The sequence below is a fragment of the Sanguibacter biliveldensis genome, assembly GCF_033798665.1.
Classification (GTDB): domain Bacteria; phylum Actinomycetota; class Actinomycetes; order Actinomycetales; family Cellulomonadaceae; genus Sanguibacter; species Sanguibacter inulinus.
This window is the reverse complement of sequence record NZ_CP138359.1, coordinates 2,530,564-2,550,512: the sequence shown is the minus strand read 5'-3', so window position 1 is coordinate 2,550,512 and position 19,949 is coordinate 2,530,564. Positions and strand designations below refer to the sequence as shown.

19 protein-coding genes are annotated in these 19,949 nt (G+C 70.7%); 18 read left to right on the top strand and 1 reads right to left on the bottom strand.

What is annotated here, in order from left to right; all coding sequences use genetic code 11:
• Positions 1-4: 4 nt before the first annotated feature.
• The 14 genes from murG to SANBI_RS11095 all read left to right on the top strand — a co-directional run bounded on the left by murG (position 5) and on the right by SANBI_RS11095 (position 15,121).
• A complete protein-coding gene (gene murG / locus SANBI_RS11160; protein WP_319155012.1) occupies positions 5-1,135 on the top strand; it encodes an undecaprenyldiphospho-muramoylpentapeptide beta-N-acetylglucosaminyltransferase in 1,131 nt (376 codons plus the stop codon).
• A complete protein-coding gene (gene murC / locus SANBI_RS11155; protein WP_319155010.1) occupies positions 1,132-2,640 on the top strand; it encodes a UDP-N-acetylmuramate--L-alanine ligase in 1,509 nt (502 codons plus the stop codon). Before murG ends, murC begins: the two co-directional genes overlap by 4 nt.
• Positions 2,641-3,194: 554 nt before the next feature.
• Positions 3,195-4,046: a cell division protein FtsQ/DivIB gene (locus tag SANBI_RS11150; RefSeq protein ID WP_319155008.1), complete on the top strand. Its 852-nt coding sequence runs from the start codon at positions 3,195-3,197 to the stop codon at positions 4,044-4,046.
• A gap of 231 nt (positions 4,047-4,277) precedes the next feature.
• Positions 4,278-5,609, top strand: a complete 1,332-nt coding sequence (gene ftsZ / locus SANBI_RS11145; protein ID WP_319155006.1) for a cell division protein FtsZ — start codon at positions 4,278-4,280, stop codon at positions 5,607-5,609.
• A 13-nt stretch (positions 5,610-5,622) separates the two neighbouring features.
• Complete coding sequence (pgeF, locus tag SANBI_RS11140; protein ID WP_319155004.1) at positions 5,623-6,411, top strand: peptidoglycan editing factor PgeF; 789 nt, start codon at positions 5,623-5,625, stop codon at positions 6,409-6,411.
• A 126-nt stretch (positions 6,412-6,537) separates the two neighbouring features.
• Complete coding sequence (locus tag SANBI_RS11135) at positions 6,538-7,029, top strand: cell division protein SepF (protein WP_042439101.1); 492 nt, start codon at positions 6,538-6,540, stop codon at positions 7,027-7,029.
• A gap of 3 nt (positions 7,030-7,032) precedes the next feature.
• Positions 7,033-7,320 carry a YggT family protein gene (locus SANBI_RS11130; protein WP_056130220.1) on the top strand — a complete coding sequence of 96 codons (288 nt, stop codon included), beginning with the start codon at positions 7,033-7,035 and terminating at the stop codon, positions 7,318-7,320.
• 158 nt (positions 7,321-7,478) lie between these two features.
• Positions 7,479-8,132: a DivIVA domain-containing protein gene (locus SANBI_RS11125; protein ID WP_179913249.1), complete on the top strand. Its 654-nt coding sequence runs from the start codon at positions 7,479-7,481 to the stop codon at positions 8,130-8,132.
• 141 nt (positions 8,133-8,273) lie between these two features.
• On the top strand, positions 8,274-8,735 hold the full coding sequence (locus SANBI_RS11120; RefSeq protein WP_056130226.1) for a TraR/DksA family transcriptional regulator: 462 nt from the start codon (positions 8,274-8,276) through the stop codon (positions 8,733-8,735).
• 46 nt (positions 8,736-8,781) lie between these two features.
• Entirely contained in the window at positions 8,782-9,417 is a 636-nt protein-coding gene (locus SANBI_RS11115) for a signal peptidase II (protein WP_319155000.1), read from the top strand.
• A complete protein-coding gene (locus tag SANBI_RS11110; RefSeq protein ID WP_056130232.1) occupies positions 9,414-10,349 on the top strand; it encodes an RluA family pseudouridine synthase in 936 nt (311 codons plus the stop codon). Before SANBI_RS11115 ends, SANBI_RS11110 begins: the two co-directional genes overlap by 4 nt.
• On the top strand, positions 10,346-10,948 hold the full coding sequence (locus SANBI_RS11105) for a GNAT family N-acetyltransferase (RefSeq protein ID WP_319154997.1): 603 nt from the start codon (positions 10,346-10,348) through the stop codon (positions 10,946-10,948). The genes SANBI_RS11110 and SANBI_RS11105 overlap by 4 nt, the downstream gene beginning before the upstream one ends.
• 80 nt (positions 10,949-11,028) lie before the next feature.
• Complete coding sequence (gene dnaE / locus SANBI_RS11100) at positions 11,029-14,574, top strand: DNA polymerase III subunit alpha (RefSeq protein WP_056130235.1); 3,546 nt, start codon at positions 11,029-11,031, stop codon at positions 14,572-14,574.
• A 139-nt stretch (positions 14,575-14,713) separates the two neighbouring features.
• Positions 14,714-15,121: a PPOX class F420-dependent oxidoreductase gene (locus SANBI_RS11095; protein WP_319154995.1), complete on the top strand. Its 408-nt coding sequence runs from the start codon at positions 14,714-14,716 to the stop codon at positions 15,119-15,121.
• Between the two features lie 67 nt (positions 15,122-15,188).
• Here the strand turns inward: SANBI_RS11095 and SANBI_RS11090 are convergent, their stop codons facing one another.
• On the bottom strand, positions 15,189-15,407 hold the full coding sequence (locus SANBI_RS11090; protein ID WP_056130241.1) for an RNA-binding S4 domain-containing protein: 219 nt from the start codon (positions 15,405-15,407) through the stop codon (positions 15,189-15,191).
• A gap of 90 nt (positions 15,408-15,497) precedes the next feature.
• On the opposite strand from SANBI_RS11090, the gene hisD reads away from it, so the two are divergent.
• The 4 genes from hisD to SANBI_RS11070 all read left to right on the top strand — a co-directional run bounded on the left by hisD (position 15,498) and on the right by SANBI_RS11070 (position 19,942).
• On the top strand, positions 15,498-16,820 hold the full coding sequence (gene hisD, locus SANBI_RS11085; RefSeq protein ID WP_319154992.1) for a histidinol dehydrogenase: 1,323 nt from the start codon (positions 15,498-15,500) through the stop codon (positions 16,818-16,820).
• 214 nt (positions 16,821-17,034) lie between these two features.
• A complete protein-coding gene (locus SANBI_RS11080; protein ID WP_319154990.1) occupies positions 17,035-18,108 on the top strand; it encodes a response regulator in 1,074 nt (357 codons plus the stop codon).
• Complete coding sequence (locus SANBI_RS11075) at positions 18,105-19,106, top strand: ATP-grasp domain-containing protein (RefSeq protein ID WP_319154988.1); 1,002 nt, start codon at positions 18,105-18,107, stop codon at positions 19,104-19,106. Before SANBI_RS11080 ends, SANBI_RS11075 begins: the two co-directional genes overlap by 4 nt.
• Positions 19,107-19,135: 29 nt before the next feature.
• A complete protein-coding gene (locus SANBI_RS11070; protein ID WP_408669760.1) occupies positions 19,136-19,942 on the top strand; it encodes a histidinol-phosphatase in 807 nt (268 codons plus the stop codon).
• The last annotated feature ends 7 nt before the right edge of the window (positions 19,943-19,949 follow it).

The following is a 19,949-nucleotide window of genomic DNA, read 5'->3' as shown; positions in this document are numbered from 1 at the left end:
GCACGTGCTGAAGTCTGTCCTGCTGGCCGGCGGCGGAACCGCCGGTCATGTCAACCCGTTGCTCGCCGTGGCCGACGAGGTCGCGCGCACGAGCCCCGGGGTCTCCATCACCGTGCTCGGCACCCGTGAGGGCCTCGAGGCCGAGCTGGTCCCGAGCCGGGGCTACCCGCTCGCGGTCGTGCCGAAGGTCCCGCTGCCGCGCCGCCCGAGCGCTGCGTGGTTCCGACTGCCCGGACGTCTGCGCGCGGCCGTCAAGGCCGCTGGCGACGCGATCGACTCGAGCGGCGCGCAGGTGGTCGTCGGCTTCGGCGGCTACGTCTCGACCCCGGCCTACCTGGCTGCTCGGCGTCGTGGCGTGCCTGTCGTGATCCACGAGCAGAACGCCCGCCCCGGCCTCGCGAACCGCCTCGGTGCCCGCTGGGCACGCGCGGTGGCCGTGACCTTCCCCTCGACTGCGCTCCAGGGCGCCGTCGTCACCGGGCTGCCGCTGCGCCGCGAGATCGCCGCCCTCGTCGAGGAGAGGGCGGCCGACGCCGCAGCCTCGCGCCGCTCTGCGGCGGAGCGCCTCGGCCTCGACCCGAGCATGCCTGTCCTGGTGGTCACGGGCGGGTCCCTCGGCGCGCAGCGCCTCAACGAGACCATCTCTGCCCTCGCCTCCGAGATCACGTCGGCCGGTGTCCAGGTGCTGCACCTGACGGGGCGAGGCAAGTCCGAGGCCGTCGAGGCGGCTGTCGCCGGCCTCGCCGTCGACGGGGCGCCGCGCTACCTGGTCCGGGAGTACCTCGACGAGATGCACCTGGCCTATGCCGTCGCGGACCTCGTCGTCTGCCGCTCGGGCGCCGGGACGGTCTGCGAGCTCGCGGCGCTCGGTCTGCCAGCCGTCTACGTCCCGCTCCCCGTCGGCAACGGGGAGCAGCGGCTCAACGCGGCCGCCGTCGTCGAGGCCGGAGGAGGGCTGCTCGTCGCCGACGCAGACCTCACCCCGCCGTGGGTCCGCGCCGAGGTGCTGCCGCTCGTGGCCGACCCCGCGGCACTGTCGCGGATGGCCGCAGCCGCGGCCGGTGTGGGCGTCCCGGACGCAGCCGCGGCCGTCGTCGCCCTCGTCGAGCGTGCTGCCGAGGAGGCTGGACGATGAGCACGTCGAGCACAGGAGGTCTGACCGTCGCCGACCTCGGGACCGTGCACCTCGTCGGGATCGGCGGGGCTGGAATGTCGGTCGTCGCGCAGCTGCTCGCCGCCCGCGGCGCGCGCGTGCAGGGGACCGACGCCCGCCGCAGCGCCGTCACGGATGCCCTCGTGGCTTCAGGCATCCAGGTGTGGGTCGGCCACGACGCATCGCACGTCGCAGGTGCGCAGACCCTGGTGCTCTCGAGCGCGGTCCGCCCTGACAACCCCGAGCTGGTCGCAGCACACGCTGCAGGCCTGAGGGTGCTGCACAGGTCGCAGGCCCTCGCGATCCTCATGTCGGGGTCCCGCGCCGTCGCCGTCGCAGGGGCGCACGGCAAGACGACCACCTCGGCGATGACCGCCGTCGTCCTGCGGGAGGCCGGGCTCGACCCCTCCTTCGCGATCGGAGGCTCGGTGCTGACCGAGACCGGCGCTGTCCCGGGTGGGCACTCGGGTTCCGGTGACGTCCTCGTCGCCGAGGCCGACGAGTCCGACGGCTCCTTCTTGGCCTACAGGCCCACGGTCGCCGTGGTGACCAACGTCGAGCCCGACCACCTCGACCACTACGGGACGCGCGAGGCCTTCGAGCAGGCCTTCGTCGAGTTCGCCGCGCACGTCGTGCCCGGCGGTGTCCTCGTGGCCTGCGCCGACGACGCCGGCGCTGCCGAGCTCGCGCGACGCCACGGCGCCGCAGGCGGAGCCGTCGTCACGTACGGGACCGCTGCAGGCTCGGACGCCCTCGTCTCCGGGTACAGGGTCGAAGACGACGGCACGAGCTCCTTCGAGGTGACGCTCGCCGGGAGGGCGGCCGACGCCGCCGCCGTGACCGGGGCCGCCTCCCTCACGGTCCGCCTCCGCGCGCCGGGCCTCCACAACGCGCTCAACGCCACGGCGGCGCTGCTCGTCGCGGTGCGCCTGGGTGTCGACCCTGCGGCGGCCGCGGCCGGGCTGTGGGCCTTCCGTGGCACAGGCCGCCGCTACGAGTCCCGCGGCGTGGTGGGCGGCGTCCACGTGGTCGACGACTACGCGCACCACCCGACAGAGGTCGCCGCGCTGCTCCGCGCTGCTCGCGCCCTCGTGGGGGACGGACGGCTGCGCGTGCTGTTCCAGCCGCACCTGTTCTCCCGCACACGGATCTTCGCCCAGGAGTTCGCCGAGGCCCTCGACCTCGCCGACGACGTGGTCGTCTGCGACGTCTACGCCGCCAGGGAAGACCCTGACCCCGCCGTCGGGCCCGGTCTGCTCGTCGAGCGGATGACCGGGACCGGTTCTGTCGTCGCCGACCGCACCGAGGCTGCGTCGACACTCGCCGGACGGGCGCAGCCCGGGGACCTCGTGCTGACGGTCGGTGCCGGTGACGTCACGGAGATGGGCGCCGTGGTGCTCGACGTGCTGCGGACCCGGGTCGACCAGGGCTCGCTCCCGGCGGAGGGCCCCGCGCAGGGCGCGCGCCCGACCGAGGGAGCGGTGTGAGACCACCGTCGGCACCGCGTCCGCGTCCCCGGGCAGCCGGTGAGGAGCCCGACCGCAGCGCACCTGCCGGCAGCGGGGGAGACCGGGGAGCGCAGGGCCGCCCGGCGAACGGGCGCCCGACCTCCGGTCGCCCGGCGCAGGGGAGCGAGAAGCGTCCCGCGAAGGCTGGCGGACCCGAGTCGCCGTCCCAGCCACGTGGGCAGGGTCACGACGGCCCGGCGCAAGGGCGCGCTCCGCGTCGGCGCCCCGCTGCTCCCGGTACCTCCGGCACAGGCTCCCAGCCCCAGGCCCGGACAGGGGCTGTGCGGGCGGCGTCAGGTCAGCCGGCCTCTGGTCGACCGTCGTCTGGTCGACCGGCGACAGGCCGGACCCCTCGGACCCCGGCATCGGCGCCAGGCGCGGGCACGTCGCGACAGACCGCGCCGCAGCCCACAGGCCGTTCGGTCTCGTCGACTCCCCGGCCTCGTCCGTCGACGGACGGCTCGACGACGCGTCCGGGCCCTGTGCCCCCTCCTCCGTCGACAGGGGGTGGACCGTCGACCGGACGCACTCTGGTGCCCACGGGCCGCCGGGCAGGTTCGCGGGGGGCACGCCCGGAGACCGGCTCTCAGGTCGCCGCACCGGTCTCCCGCCCCTCACCGGTCGTCGGCGCCCCCAAGGTCGCCGTCCTCTCGACCGGGATGGCCGAGCGCCTCGCCGAGCAGAAGTCGATGCGACGGCACAGGCTCGTCCGCAAGGTCGCCGCGTGGACCGTCGGTGTCGCGCTGCTCCTCGGTGGGTCGTGGGTCCTCTTCGCGTCGTCGTTGTTCGCCTTCGACCCGGACCACCTCGTGGTCGAGGGGAGCGGCACGACAGTCGACATGGCGGCTGTCGTGGCTGTGGTCGCCCAGCACGAGGGCACCTCGCTCGCGCTGCTGAGCACCTCCGACGTGCACGACGAGGTGATGGGCGTCCAGAACATCCGTGACGTGTCCGTCGTTCGGCAGTGGCCGAGCGGCCTGTCGGTCCGGGTGGTGGCTCGTGAGCCCGTCGCGTCGGTCCCCGTCGAGGGCGGGTTCGCGCTGCTCGACCGTGACGCGGTGACGGTCTCGACGGTGCCCGAGGCGCCTGCCGAGCTGCCCGTCATCACCATCCCGCTCACAGGGGACGACACGCGCACCCTCGACGCCGCGCTGGCTGTCCTCGAGTCCTTGCCGCCCGAGCTCTCGGCGGAGGTCGGCTCGATCGCCGCCCAGACCCAGGACGCGGTGACGCTCACGCTGCGCAGCGGCGTGCTCGTGGAGTGGGGTGCGTCGTCAGACTCGGCGCTCAAGGTGCAGGTGCTCGCGACGTTGCGCGGCAACGAGGTGAGCGCGGGGTCCCAGGTGTTCGACGTGTCGGCACCGACCTTCCCGATCACCCGGTGAGGCGGGTCCGCACGCGAGGTCTGCCGCGTCAGGACAGCGCAGGACCGGACCGCGGCTGCTCATGAACGGGTCGCCGCGGCCGAAGAGAGAAAGTATCTGCCCGACACGCGGGGTGGGTCGTTGATTCCGAGCGTGCCGCCCGCATAGCGTCACGCCTAGCACAACCTGACATAACTATAACCCTCTACTTGAGGGTGAAGGTTTAGGGTTCACAGATCGAGAGGCACGGACGTGACAACTCCGCAAAACTACCTAGCAGTGATCAAGGTGGTCGGCATCGGCGGCGGCGGAGTGAACGCCGTGAACCGGATGATCGAGGTCGGGCTCAAGGGTGTCGAGTTCATCGCCATCAACACCGACGCACAGGCGCTGCTGATGTCCGACGCGGACGTCAAGCTCGACGTCGGCCGCGAGCTCACCCGTGGGCTCGGCGCCGGAGCCGACCCCGAGGTCGGCAAGAAGGCTGCCGAAGACCACGAAGAAGAGATCGAGGACGTCCTGCGCGGCGCCGACATGGTGTTCGTGACGGCGGGCGAGGGTGGTGGCACCGGGACCGGTGGCGCACCCGTCGTCGCCCGGATCGCCCGCTCGCTCGGCGCGCTGACCGTCGGTGTCGTGACACGCCCGTTCACCTTCGAGGGACGCCGCCGCGCGACCCAGGCGGAGTCCGGCATCGACGCGCTCCGCGCCGAGGTCGACACGCTCATCGTCATCCCGAACGACCGCCTGCTCTCCATGTCGGACCGCAACGTGTCGGCGCTCGACGCCTTCCACTCGGCCGACCAGGTCTTGCTCTCGGGTGTCCAGGGCATCACCGACCTCATCACGACGCCGGGTCTGATCAACCTCGACTTCGCCGACGTGAAGTCGGTCATGCAGGGCGCTGGCAGCGCCCTCATGGGCATCGGCTCGGCACGCGGCGACGACCGCGCGGTCCAGGCTGCGGAGCTCGCGATCTCCTCGCCGCTCCTCGAGGCCAGCATCGACGGTGCGCACGGCGTGCTGCTGAGCATCCAGGGTGGTTCCGACCTCGGCCTCTTCGAGATCAACGAGGCCGCCCGCCTGGTGCACGAGGCCGCGCACCCCGAGGCGAACATCATCTTCGGTACGGTCATCGACGACGCCCTCGGTGACGAGGTCCGCGTCACGGTGATCGCCGCAGGCTTCGACGGCGGCTCGCCGCACGCCCGCAAGGACGTGCGTCAGTCTCAGGGCCAGCCTGCTGCCCAGCAGCACGCTCCGTCGCAGGCAGCGCCCGCGGCTGCCGAGCCCGTGCCCACGACGACAGGTGTGCACGCGCTCGCCCGCCCCGTGGTACCGCTCGACTCCGGCTTCGACTCCTCGGACGCTGCGCCCGTGGACCCCTCGCAGCAGCAGCGCCCCGCCGCTGCGGCACCGGCCTGGCAGCCCGAGCCCGGGGCGACAGGACCGGTCCCGGCCTACATGTCGACCGACCCTGACGCCGTGCAGCGCACCGGTCAGCTCGAGGTCCCCCGGATCTTCGAGGAGGAGCCGCCGCGTCGCCGCGTCGACGACCTCGACGTGCCGGACTTCCTCAAGTAGCACACCGCACCCCATGCAGCACGCACCACAGATCCCGGTGCTCGAGGTCGACCTCGGGCCCGGGATCCGTGCGTTCTTCACCACACGGGCCGGGGGAGTGTCGAGAGCACCCTGGGCGTCCCTCAACGTCGGCACGGCTGTGGGCGACGACCCTGCGCACGTGAGCCGCAACAGGGAGCGGGTCGACCAGGCCGCTGGAGCCCGCGTGACCTTCGTCTCGCAGGTCCACGGGCGGTCTGTCGCCGTGCTGCCCGCGAGCGACGGACCAGGTGTGCCATCTGCTCCGGCCCTCGACGCGTCGACCGAGGCTGACGCCCTCGTGTCGAGGGTCGTCGACGCCCCTGTCGGCGTCTACGTCGCCGACTGCGTGCCCGTCCTGCTGGCGGACCCCTCGTCGGGCGTCGTGGCGGCAGTCCACGCGGGCCGGCCGGGCGTCGAGCTCGGCGTGCTCGGTGAGGCTGTCCGGGCGATGGTCGCCACCGGGGCTGACATCGCCTCGATCCGTGCGGCGGTCGGTCCGTCGGTGTGCGGCCGTTGCTACGAGGTGCCTGCCGACCTGCGGGAGCGCGTCGCGGCGGCGGTGCCCGCCACGTGGGCGACCACGGGCTGGGGCACCCCGGGCCTCGACCTGCCGCGCGGGGTCCTGGCCCAGCTCGCCGACGCCGGTGTCACGCAGGTGGTGCACGTGGACCGCTGCACCCGCACGGACGACGCGTTCTTCTCGCACCGCCGGGCGAGCGCAGACGGCCTGGCCACAGGCCGCTTCGCGGGTGTCGTCGGAGCCCGCAGGTCACAGACCTGAATGTGCTCTGTCGTCGGGCGTGTCGCGGACGCGGCTCCCGAGCGCTGGGATAGCGTGATTCCACCGTCAGCATCCGGGAGTCCCGGAGAAGGGCTGATCGGACTGACGCGGAACGGAGAGATGGCGATGGCTGGAGCGCTGCGCAAGACGATGCTGTACCTAGGCCTCGCAGACGATCGAGGCGAGGTCGAGCAGGAGCACTACGACGAGTACGACGACTACGACGAGGTAGGTGCGGACGTGGCTGAGGAGTACGAGGCCCAGGTGACCCCGATCAACCGTTCCGTCGCACGACGGGAGAGCCACGTGCAGGCCGTCGCCTCGTCCGAGCTCCGTCGCATCACGACGGTGCACCCCCGCTCCTACAACGACGCGCGCGTGATCGGCGAGGCCTTCCGCTCCGGCACCCCGGTGATCATCAACCTCTCCGACATGGACGACGCGGACGCCAAGCGCCTCGTGGACTTCTCGGCGGGTCTGATCTTCGGGCTGCGCGGCGCGATCGAGCGGGTGACCAGCAAGGTCTTCCTGCTCTCGCCCGAGCACGTCGAGGTGTCGGCAGGCCAGGAGCAGGCGCAGGAGAAGACCTCCGGCCCAGCCTTCTACAACCAGAGCTAGCACGTGATCTTCAACCTGCTGGCGCTCGTGTGCTTCCTGTACCTGCTGACCCTCTTCGGACGGGTCATCTTCTCGTGGGTGCAGGTGTTCTCCCGTGACTGGCGCCCCCGAGGGGTCGTGCTGGTCCTGGCGGAGGTGGTGTTCAGCCTCACCGACCCGCCCCTGCGCTTCTTGCGACGGTACATCCCGCCGCTCACGATCGGCCAGATCCGGCTCGACGTCGGCATGCTGATCCTCTTCTTCGGGGTCTCCTTCCTCTTGCAGCTCTTGCTCGTCCTGGGGGCGAGATGAGGGGATCTGCCCCGAGGAGGACGACGACTTCGTAACTGCTCCACCCCACCGGAGAGGGTCGCAGGGCGCGCGCACGAGCAATCGTCCGCTAGCGTGACCTGTGGCGGTCGGTGGATTGACCGAAAAGACCAGCGCGAGTACTAGAGGTGATGACGATGGTGGCACTGCTCACTGCAGATGACGTCCTGACGAAGAAGTTCCCGGCGACGAAGTTCCGAGAGGGGTACGACGTCGTCGAGGTCGACGACTTCCTCGACGAGGTCCTCACGACGCTCCGCGAGCTGTACGCAGAGAACGACGACCTCAAGGCGAAGCTCGAGGCGTCCGAGCGGCGCGTCGCGGAGCTCAGCCGCGCCAACGCGCAGCAGGCCTCCGAGCCCCGCCCGGTCTCGGTCGAGAAGGTTCCCGAGGAGCCCAAGCCGGCACCTGCGGCCGAGCCCGCTCCTGTCGCCGCCCCGGCCCTGGCGCCCCGCGAGCCCGAGATGGCCACCGGGATCATCCAGATGGCCCAGAAGCTGCACGACGACCACGTCCGTGCCGGCCAGGAGGAGGGTGACCGACTCATCGCCGAGGCGAAGAGCGAGGGCAACCGCATCGTCCGCGAGGCCGAGGAGACCTCCTCTCGCACGCTGTCCCAGCTCGAGCAGGAGCGTTCGCTCCTCGAGCGCAAGATCGACGAGCTGCGGATCTTCGAGCGCGACTACCGCACCCGTCTCAAGAGCTACCTGCAGAACCTGCTCGGCGACCTCGACAACCGTGGCAGCGCGCTCCCGAGCGGCGGCCCCTCTGGTCAGGACAAGCAGGGCATCTGACGCCCCTGCGCTCTGCGCCTGCACGACCGCACGGCCACCAGCCGGTGCCCGCGATTCACCTCTCCGCGCAATGCGGCGTGGTGGATTGCGTGCACCGGCTGTGCCGATTAACCTCGGCTCACTTCTACGAAAGAGGCCGTGATGTCGATCCGAGACGCAATCAGCAACGCCCCCGCCAAGGACCAGTTCCCGACCCTCTCCGAGGACGTCAAGTCCTTCCCTGTCCGCGAGGGTGAGGAGCCTTGGACCGGCGCCGAGGTCGAGACCCTCGCTGACGACCTCATCGCCGAGAACGTGCGCCTGAGCGCCGAGCTCACGGCAGCGGACCAGGAGCTCTCCGAGCTGCTGCGCAACTCCGGCGACGGCGCCGGGGACGACCAGGCCGACTCTGGCTCGTCGGCCCTCGAGCGTGAGCAGGAGCTCACCCTCGTCAACAACACCCGCGACCTGCTCGCGCAGAACGCCCGTGCGCTCGCCCGTATCGGCGCGGGGACCTACGGTGCCTGCGAGTCGTGCGGCGAGGCGATCGGCAAGGCGCGTCTGCAGGCCTTCCCCCGCGCCACCCTCTGCGTCACCTGCAAGCAGCGCGAAGAGCGCCGTTGAGCGGGACGGCTCCTCGCACGGTCTGTGCCCGTGGGAGACTTCACGGGTGATCGATCAGGACGACAACACCGGACCAGACGACAGCATCTCGTCGGGGGGTGCGGCTGAGGCCGCACCAGCGCCCGCGACCCACCGGACAGGCAGGGTCCTCGCAGGGATCCTCGGTCTCGCGGCGGTCGTGCTGCTCGTCGACCAGCTCACCAAGATGTGGGCGCAGTCGGCCCTCGAGGTCGGCGCCATGCCGAAGCCGCTCATCGGCGAGCTGATCCAGCTGAGGTTGATCTACAACCCCGGCGCAGCGCTCTCGATCGCGAGCGGTCAGACGTGGATCCTCAGCCTGCTCTCCGCAGGCGTGGTCGTGTTCGTGATCGTCACGGCCCGCAAGATCCGCTCGACAGCCTGGGCCCTCGCGCTCGGGCTGGTCCTGGGAGGCGCCCTCGGCAACCTCGGGGACCGGTTGTTCCGCGAGCCCGGGTTCCTCACGGGGCACGTCGTCGACTTCATCGACTACGGGCCCTTCATCGGGAACGTGGCAGACATCGCGATCGTCGTCGCAGCCGTCCTCATCGGGTACCTGGCGCTGCGCGGCATCGGCCCGGACGGACGGCGCGGGGACGAGGACGTGGTTGCCGAGAAGACGGCCACGCCGGTCACCTCGACAGAGCCGGGGGACGAGCGATGACCACGCGCACCCTGCCCGTCCCGGACGGTCTGGTCGGCGAGCGGGTCGACGCCGCCCTCGCGCGGATGCTCGGCCTCTCGAGGACCGTCGCCGCTCAGATCGCCGCAGACGGCGGCGTCCGCGTCGACGGTCGTCAGGTCGGCAAGTCCGACAGGCTCACCCCGGACGCGTGGATCGAGGTCGACCTCCCGGACACGCCGGCACAGGCCGGTCCCGTGGTCGTCGCGGAGCCCGTGCCGGGCATGAAGATCATGTACGACGACGACGACGTGGTGGTCATCGACAAGCCCGTCGGTGTCGCCGCGCACCCGTCGGTCGGCTGGACCGGGCCCACGGTCGTGGGTGCGCTGATCGCCGCCGGATACACGATCGCCACCTCAGGTGCCGCGGAGCGCCAGGGCATCGTCCACCGCCTCGACGTGGGGACCTCGGGTCTCATGGTCGTGGCGAAGAGCGAGCACGCGTACTCGGTGATGAAGCGCGCCTTCAAGGAGCGCACCGTCGAGAAGGTCTACCACGCGCTGGTCCAGGGACACCCCGAGCCGACCACGGGGACCATCGACGCCCCGATCGGGCGCCACCCGAACCATGACTACAAGTTCGCGGTCGTCGCCGACGGCAAGCCCTCGGTGACCCACTACGAGGTGCTCGAGATGCTCTCGGCCGCGTCCCTCGTCGAGGTGCACCTCGAGACCGGCCGCACCCACCAGATCCGGGTGCACTTCTCAGCGCTGCGCCACCCCTGCGTCGGTGACCTCACCTACGGCGCCGACCCGCGCCTCGCGGAGAAGGTCTCGTTGACACGCCAGTGGCTGCACGCGAAGCGGCTGGGCTTCGAGCACCCGTCGACGGGGGAGTGGGTCGAGGTCGTCAGCGAGTACCCGGACGACCTGGCCGCAGCCCTCGAGGTCGTCCGCGGGGCGTACCGGTGACCGACGCCCAGACCCCTGGCGGCCGGACCCCTGACGTCCAGACCTCCGGCGCCCAGACCCCTGACGGGCAGGCCGCAGCCGGGCAGACCGCGGGCGGCGGAGCGACGCGAGACCGCAGCGCGCTGCGGGTGCTCACGGTGTCGTCCGAGGAGCAGCTCCAGGCCGCCTTCTCGATCCGCTTCGAGGTCTTCGTGGAGGAGCAGGGCGTGTCAGCCGACTCCGAGCTCGACGCGGCCGACCGTGCGCCGACCACCCAGCACGTGATCGTCGTGGACACGAGCGTCGAGCCGCCCGAGCCCGTGGGCACGGGTCGGCTCCTGACCGACGCCGAGCACCCTGACGCCCTCCACATCGGACGTCTCGCGGTGCGTGCACCGTGGCGCTCCTCGGGGGTCGGTGCTGTGCTCATGCGTGCCCTCGAGACCCTCGCGGCCGAGCGGACCCCTCGGGGTTCGCAGGTGCGGGTCGAGCTCAGCGCGCAGGAGCAGGCCATCGGCTTCTACCAGCGGCAGGGCTACGTCGTCGACGACTCGCACCGCTATCTCGACGAGAACATCTGGCACCGGGACGCCGTCAAGACCGTCGACGGCACGGCCTGATCCTGTCCAGCCCCGGACGTGGGAGAAGTCCCACACCGGCCTCCGGCGAGTCGTCCGCCGAGGCGATCTAGACTCGTCGCATGTCGTCTGCGCCCCCTCGTTCTGAGGACTTCGTCCACCTCCACGTGCACACCGAGTACTCGATGCTCGACGGGGCAGCCCGTCTCGGAGACCTCTTCGAGGAGACCAAGCGGGTCGGGCAGAGCGCGATCGCGACGACAGACCACGGATACCTCTTCGGGGCCTACGACTTCTGGAAGCAGGCGACCGACGCCGGCGTGAAGCCCATCATCGGCGTCGAGGCCTACGTGACTCCCGGGACGTCGCGCTTCGACAACACCCGTGTGCGGTGGGGCGACGCGAGCCAGGCGAGCGACGACGTGTCGGCTCGCGGTGCGTACACCCACCTGACGATGTGGGCCCGCAACAACGAGGGCATGCACAACCTCTTCAGGGCGAGCTCCCTCGCCTCGCTCGAGGGTCAGATGGGCAAGTGGCCCCGCATGGACCGCGACCTCCTCGAGCGCTACAGCGCCGGGATGATCGCGTCGACGGGCTGCCCCTCGGGCGAGGTCCAGACCCGTCTGCGCCTGGGGCACTACGACGAGGCCGTCAAGGCCGCAGGCGAGCTCCAGGACATCTTCGGCAAGGAGTACTTCTACGTCGAGCTGATGGACCACGGGCTCGACATCGAGACCCGTGTGTTCAAGGACCTGCTGCGCCTCGCCAAGGACATCGGTGCGCCGATCGTCGCGACCAACGACCTGCACTACGTCCGCCAGGAGGACAGCGGCTCCCAGGAGGCGCTGCTCGCCATCAACTCGGGCTCGACCCTGACAGACCCGGACCGCTTCAAGTTCGACGGCGACGGCTACTACGTCAAGTCGGCTGCCGAGATGCGCAGACTCTGGAAAGAGCTGCCCGAGGCCTGCGACAACACCCTCGTCATCGCCGAGCAGTGCGAGGTCTCCTTCAACACCGCGGCGAACTACATGCCGAACTTCCCCGCCCCCGAGGGCGAGGACGAGACCTCGTGGTTCATCAAGGAGGTCGAGACCGGGCTGCAGTACCGCTACCCGGACGGCATCCCGACCGAGGTCCGCGAGCGTGCTGACTTCGAGACCAAGGTCATCACCCAGATGGGCTTCCCGGGGTACTTCCTCGTGGTCGCCGACTTCATCAACTGGTCCAAGAACAACAACATCCGTGTCGGGCCCGGTCGTGGTTCGGGCGCGGGTTCGATGGTCGCGTACGCCATGCGCATCACCGACCTCGACCCGCTCGTGCACGGGCTGATCTTCGAGCGCTTCCTCAACCCGGACCGTGTGTCCATGCCTGACTTCGACGTCGACTTCGACGAGCGTCGTCGCGGTGAGGTCATCCGGTACGTCACGGAGAAGTACGGCGAGGACCGCGTCGCGCAGATCGTCACCTACGGCACCATCAAGGCCAAGCAGGCGCTCAAGGACTCGAGCCGTCTGCTCGGTCTGCCCTACGCCATGGGCGACAAGCTCACCAAGGCGATGCCGCCGGCGATCATGGGCAAGGACATCAGCCTCACCGGGATCTTCGACCCGGCCGACAAGCGGTACAACGAGGCCGAAGAGTTCCGCCAGGTGCACGCCGCCGATCCCGAGGCACAGCGCGTGGTCGAGCTGGCCAAGGGCATCGAGGGACTGAAGCGCCAGTGGGGCGTCCACGCAGCCGGTGTCATCATGTCGAGCGAGCCGCTCATCGACATCATCCCGATCATGCGGCGCCTGCAGGACGGCGCCGTGATCACGCAGTTCGACTACCCGAAGTGCGAAGAGCTCGGGCTCATCAAGATGGACTTCCTGGGTCTGCGCAACCTCACGATCCTCGACGACGCGCTCGAGAACATCGTGATGAACGGGAAAGACCCTGTCGACCTCGAGGCGCTGACCCTCGACGACCCGAACACCTACGCGCTGCTGTCCCGCGGTGACACGCTCGGGGTGTTCCAGCTCGACGGCGGCGGCATGCGCACGCTGCTCAAGCTCATGCGTCCCGACAACTTCGAGGACATCTCGGCCGTCGGTGCGCTCTACCGCCCGGGTCCGATGGGTGCGAACTCGCACACCAACTACGCCCTGCGCAAGAACGGCCTGCAAGAGGTCGTGCCGATCCACCCTGAGCTCGAAGAGCCGCTCGCCGAGGTCCTCGGGACCACGCACGGGCTCATCGTGTACCAGGAGCAGGTCATGTCGATCGCGCAGATCGTCGCAGGCTTCTCGCTCGGCCAGGCAGACATCCTGCGTCGTGCGATGGGCAAGAAGAAGAAGTCCGAGCTGGACAAGCAGTTCGAGGGATTCTCGGGCGGCATGATCGAGCGCGGCTACTCGATGGCCGCGGTCAAGGCGCTGTGGGACATCCTGCTGCCGTTCTCCGACTACGCCTTCAACAAGGCCCACTCGGCCGCCTACGGCGTCGTCTCGTACTGGACGGCCTATCTCAAGGCCAACTACCCGACCGAGTACATGGCCGCCCTGCTGACCAGCGTCCGCGACGACAAGGACAAGTCGGCGCTGTACCTCAACGAGTGCCGTCGCATGGGGATCACCGTGCTGCCGCCGGACGTCAACTCCTCGTCCGCCAACTTCACAGCCGTCGGCAAGGACATCCGCTTCGGCCTGACCGCCGTGCGCAACGTCGGCGCGAACGTCGTCGACGCGATCGTGGCCACCCGGGAGCAGAAGGAGGCCTTCACCTCCTTCACCGACTTCCTCGACAAGGTGCCCGCCGTCGTCTGCAACAAGCGGACCATCGAGTCGCTCATCAAGGCCGGGGCCTTCGACTCCCTCAACCACCCCCGCCGGGCGCTCCAGGTGGTCCACGAGCAGGCCGTCGACTCGGTGATCGGGGTCAAGCGCAAGGAGGCCGAGGGGCAGTTCGACCTCTTCGCAGGCTTCGGTGACGAGGGCGACGACGGGATGTCGTTCAGCGTCGACATCCCTGATCTGCCCGACTGGGAGAAGAAGCAGCTGCTCGCCTTCGAGCGCGAGATGCTCGGTCTCTACGTCTCGGACCACCCGCTCTCCGGGCTCGAGCACGTGCTCCAGCAGGCGGCCGAGGTGTCGATCGCCAAGCTGCTGACCGACGAGGACCGCCCCGACGGGTCGACCGTCGTCATCGCCGGGCTCATCACCTCGCTCCAGCGCAAGATGTCCAAGCAGGGCAACCCGTGGGCCGCCGTGACGATCGAAGACCTCGACGGTGGTGTCGAGGTGATGTTCTTCGGCGAGACCTACATGGCCTACTCGACGATCCTCGCCGAGGACCAGGTCGTGGTGCTCCGCGGCCGGGTGCGCCGCCGGGACGACACGATGCAGCTCCAGGCCATGGAGGTCTCCCTGCCGGACATCTCGACGGGGTCGGACTCTCCGCTGATCATCACGATCCCGCGCAACCGCTGCCTCGAGCAGATCGTGGTCAAGCTGCGCGACGCCCTCAAGACGCACCCGGGTGACGCCCAGGTGCGGATCCACGTGACCGAGCCCGGCAAGACGACCGTGGTCCAGGCGCACGACCAGTACAGGGTCGCGAAGTCCTCGGCGCTGTCGGGTGAGCTCAAGGCGCTGCTCGGGCCGGCCTGCCTCACGGTGTAGGTGGAGGCGGCCGCCCTGAGCGAGAGAGGGCGGCCGCGAGGCCAGGAGTCGGCGACGACGTCGGCGCTGCGGTGTGAGGTCGGTGTGACGTCGGTCGCCGACCGGGCGCTGGGCCCCCGGGCGTGCCTAGACTCGCCAGGTGATCCACCTGACTCCTGAGCAGCACGTGTTCGTGACCGAGCGGCACCTCGCCACCCTGACCACCCTGCGGGCCGACGGCTCGCCCCACGTCGTGCCTGTGGGCTTCACCTGGGACCCCGATGCCGGCGTGGTCCGGATCATCACGAGCGGGACGACCGTCAAGGCGAAGAACGCCGGGCGGCCCGACGCCGACGGCCGACCGTCACGCGCCGTGGTCTGCCAGGTCGAGGGCGGCCGGTGGATCACCCTCGAGGGACCAGCCTCCGTGCTCACCGAGCCCGACGAGGTCCTCGAGGCCGAGCAGCGCTACGCACGCCGCTACAAGGTCCCGCGCGAGAACCCGGCCCGCGTGGTCGTCGTCATCACGCCGGACCGGGTCATGAGCTCGAGCTACATGGCGCGCTGAGCGCACCAGAGCCTGGGTGCGGCCCGAGCGACGGTTCGCCTCAGGCGCACCCCAGCACCCGGTCGCCTCAGGCGACGGTCGCGCTCGCGCGGCCTGTGGGGGAGTCGACGACCACGACGTCGCCCTTGTGCAGCTGGCGTCCTCGGCGGGTGTCGACCTCGCCGTTGACCGAGACCTCTCCGTCGGCGACGAGCTCGCGCGCCTGCGCGCCCGACTCGGCGAGGTTCGCCAGCTTGAGGAACTGCCCGAGGCGGATGACGTCGTCGCTGATCTCTACGTGGTCCATGGGTCCATCTTCTCGCGACCAGGCCGGGCGGTGCACCACAGCCGGGGTGCGCGACTGTCAGCGTCCAGCAGACCAGCCTAGGATGGTCGGGTGATCAACAGACTCGACCTGCGTGGTCGTTCCCTCTCCGCCCGTGAGCTCGTCGAGGCCCTGCCCCGTGCCGAGGTCCGGGTCGAAGACGCCGCAGAGCGTGTGGCCCCGATCATCGCTGCTGTGCGCAGCCGCGGCGCCGACGAGCTCCGCGACCTCGCCGAGCGCTTCGACGGCGTGCGCCCGCACCACCTGCGTGTCCCGGCCGCAGCCTTCGAGAGCGCGCTCGCCGGGCTCGACCCGCTGGTCCGCGAGGCCATGGAGGAGACGATCTCGCGCGTCCGCGCAGTCCACCGTGCGCAGCGCCCTCAGGGCTTCGTCGTCGACCTCGCGCCCGGCGCGCAGGTCCGCCAGCGCTGGGTGCCCGTGGGCCGCGTGGGACTCTACGTCCCCGGCGGGCTCGCCGTGTACCCGTCGTCGGTCATCATGAACGTCGTGGCCGCGCAGGAGGCCGGTGTCCCCTCGCTCGCCGTCGCGAGCCCGCCCCAGCGCGAGAACGACGGCCTGCCCCACCCCACGATCCTCGCGGCCTGCGCGCTGCTCGGCGTCGACGAGGTCTACGCCGTGGGTGGCGCGCAGGCTGTCGCGATGTTCGCCTACGGTGCGCGTGGCACCGAGGAGCAGGACGGCGCGACCCTCTGCGAGCCCGTTAACGTGGTCACCGGGCCCGGCAACGTCTACGTCGCGGCCGCCAAGCGGCTCGTCCGCGGGGTCGTCGGGATCGACGCCGAGGCCGGCACGACCGAGATCGCGATCCTCGCCGACAGCACGGCGCACCCGGACCACGTCGCGGCCGACCTCATCAGCCAGGCTGAGCACGACCCCGCTGCCGCCTCGGTCCTCGTCACGTCCTCGGTCGAGCTCGCGGGCGCTGTCGAGGCCCGCCTCAAAGACCGTGCCGAGGGCACCCGGCACTCCGACCGTGTCCTGCAGGCCCTCGCCGGTCCGCAGTCCGCCATCGTCCTCGTCGACTCGGTCGAGCAGGGGATCGAGGTGGTCGACGCCTACGGGGCCGAGCACCTCGAGATCCAGACGGCCGACGCGGCTGCTGTCGCGGAGCGCATCTCGAACGCCGGCGCGATCTTCGTCGGCGCGTACTCCCCGGTCGCCCTCGGCGACTACATGGCGGGCTCGAACCACGTGCTCCCCACGGGTGGGTGCGCCCACTTCGCGAGCGGGCTCGGGGTGCACAGCTTCGTCAAGGCCGTCCAGGTGGTCGAGTACACCGAGCAGGCGCTCGGGCAGATCTCCTCGAAGATCGTCGCCTTCGCCAACGCCGAGGATCTCCCCGCCCACGGTGAGGCCGTCCAGGTGAGGTTCTGAAGGACCAGAGGGGCGCACATCACATCCGCACCGGGTGATTTCATCCGCGAGGCGCCGCTCCGTCGCGCGGTCAGGGACGTACCGTGGACAATGACGCGCGCCGTGCACAGTCCGGCGTGGGACGTTCCGTACTCTGACGTGCACGACCTTGCCGACCGGACGGCCGGGCCGGACGTCTTGCAGGCAGGTACGACGAACGAAGGGCTGTCCTGACATGGGCACAACAGGCCAGTACAGGGTCTGCGTGATCGAGGACGACCCCGACGTCCTCCTCTTCCTCACCACGGTCCTCGAGAAGCGCGCTGGTGCGACGGTGCTCGCGATCGCCGACCCTCGCGACCTCCCTGCCAGGCTCGACGACTTCGACCCCGACCTCGTCCTGACCGACATCGAGCTGCCCGGGGTGAGCGGTCTCGAGCTGCTCGCCAGGTTCCGGGCCGAGTCCCCGGACGTCCCTGTCGTCGTCATGACGGCCCACGCCTCGGTCGACTACGCGGTTACGGCGCTGCGCAACGACGCCGACGAGTTCCTCACCAAGCCGATCTCGGCAGCTCACCTCGTCGAGGTCGTCACCCGCATCGTCGAGGCGAGCCGGGCCCGACGTGCCGCCCAGCGGGGCGCCGTCGTGCTCGCGATCGGGGCGCACCCGGACGACGTCGAGATCGGGGTGGGAGGCATCCTCTCGGCGCACCGTGCAGCCGGCGACACCGTCGTGGTGCTGACGCTGTCCCGCGGGTCTCGTGGCGGCGAGGTCAGCGACCGTCAGGACGAGTCGCTCCTGGCAGCCGAGCGGCTCGGAGCCCGCCTGTTCCTCGAAGACCTCGACGACACCCGGATCAGCGCAGCCGACCCGACGGTGGGGATCATCGAGCGGGTCGTCGCCGAGGTCAGACCAGACATCGTCTACACGCACAGCATCAACGACAGGCACCAGGACCACCGCGCCGTGCACTCGGCGGCCGTCGTCGCCACCCGCAGCGTCCGCACGGTCTGCTGCTTCCAGTCGCCGTCGGCGACCATCGACTTCCGACCGACCCGCTTCGTGCCGATCGACGGCTTCACCGACGCGAAGCTCGCGCTGCTCGCCAGCTACGGCTCCCAGGTCGACATCCGCGGCTACCTCGAGCCGGGCTTCGTCATCGCGACGGCGCGCTACTGGTCGAGGTTCGGCGGCGGCGACTACTGCGAGCCCCTCGAGGTCGTGCACGACACGGCCGACATCTCCCCGCTCTCCAGGACCGCCGCGACGCGGCTGTCCGACTCTCACGCAGGACGGACCGACACATGACCCGAGTACTCGTCACCGGAACCGGCGGGCCCGCAGGGGTCGCCGTCGTGCGCTCTCTGCTGCGCCGCAGCGACGTCGAGGTCTTCTCGGCCGACATGGACGGGTGGGCGAGCGGTCTGTACCTCGTCGACGCCGACCACCGCCGCATCGTGCCGCGCGGAGCGGCGGCGGACTTCGTCGACACCGTCCTGGGGATGTGCCGTGACGACGGCATCACCGTGCTGTTCCCGACAGTCGACGTCGAGCTCGAGGGCCTCGCCGCCCGCCGCACCGAGTTCGCCGCGCACGGGATCCAGATCGCTGCGCCGAGCGCGCACACGCTCGCCAGAACGCTCGACAAGCACGCCCTCGCGACTGCCTGCGAGGGCGCCCTGCGCGTCCCGGCGACCGAGCTCCTCGACGCCGACGGCGTCGCAGCACCCTGGGACTTCCCGGTCATCGTCAAGCCCCGTCGTGGTGCTGGCTCCCGCGGGGTGCGCCTCGTCGACGACCGCGACGAGCTCGAGGACATCGGCACAGGCTCCGACCTCATCATCCAGGAGCACCTGCCCGGGGCCGAGTACTCGGTCGACGTGCTGGCCGCGCCCGACGGCCACGTGGTCGCCGCGGTCCCGCGCACCCGTGAGCGGGTGGACTCCGGAGTCTCGATCGCCGGGCGGACCGTCCGCGACCCCGAGCTCGTCGAGGCAGCCTCGGCCGCCGCACGTGCCGTCGGTCTCGTCGGCGTCGCCAACGTCCAGCTGCGTCGGGACAAGGACGGCGTGCCCGCCCTGCTCGAGATCAACCCGCGGTTCCCCGGGGCGATGCCGCTGACCATCGCTGCGGGTGTCGACATGCCCTCGCTGTACCTGGACCTGCTGCTCGGCAACCCTGTGCCCGAGCACGTCGACTTCGTCGAGCTCGCCAACGTGCGCTTCCTCGAAGACGTGTTCCTCCCCGTCGACGAGATCGTCTCCTCGGCCGTCACCGGGCGTGACGAGGCGTGGGCGGAGCAGTGACCGACGGCCCCGCAGCAGCACGCAGCCCTCTGCCCTCGACCACTGTCGACGGGCACGTCCACTCGACCTTCTCCGACGACGCCGTGAGCACGGTCCACGAGAACCTCGCGGCCGCGCTGACCGTCGGGCTCACCGAGGTGACCTTCGTCGACCACGTGAGGTCGTCGACCGGATGGGTCCCCGAGATGGTCGCAGCCGTACGCGCCCTCGACGTGCCTGACGGCCTCGTGGTCCGGTGCGGCGTCGAGACCAAGCTGCTCGACGTGACCGGCCGGCTCGACCTGCCCGCCGACGCCGTCGTGGGCCGCGGGGCTCTCGACGTCGTGCTGGTCGGGGACCACCAGTTCCCCGGGACCGACGGTCCGTGGTCGCCCACCCAGACCCGAGAGCGGATCGCGGACGGCCTGAGCCCCGCTGACGCCGTCTCCCTGCTCGTCGAGGCGAGCATCGCCGCGATGACGTCCCAGCCCGGCATCCAGCTCGCGCACTGGTTCTCGATCCTGCCGAAGGTGGGGCTCGACGAGTCCGACCTCAGCGACGAGCACCTGCGCGCCTGGGCCGCGGCCGCGCGCGAGACGGGCAGCACGATCGAGGTCAACGAGAAGTGGGCCTGCCCGGGTCCGCGCGCGGTGCGTGCTGCCCTCGACGCCGGTGCGCGGCTCGTGGTCGCGACCGACAGCCACGACGCCCGCGACGTCGGACGGTACGTCCGTGTCCCGTGGATCCTCGAGGCTGCGGTCTCGGGCGAGACCCTGCCTGCTGAGACCCTGCCTGCCACCGAGCCGTCGGCTGCGCCGTCGGACCAGACCCCCGGGACGGCAGGCCCCCGTGCTTGACCCTTCG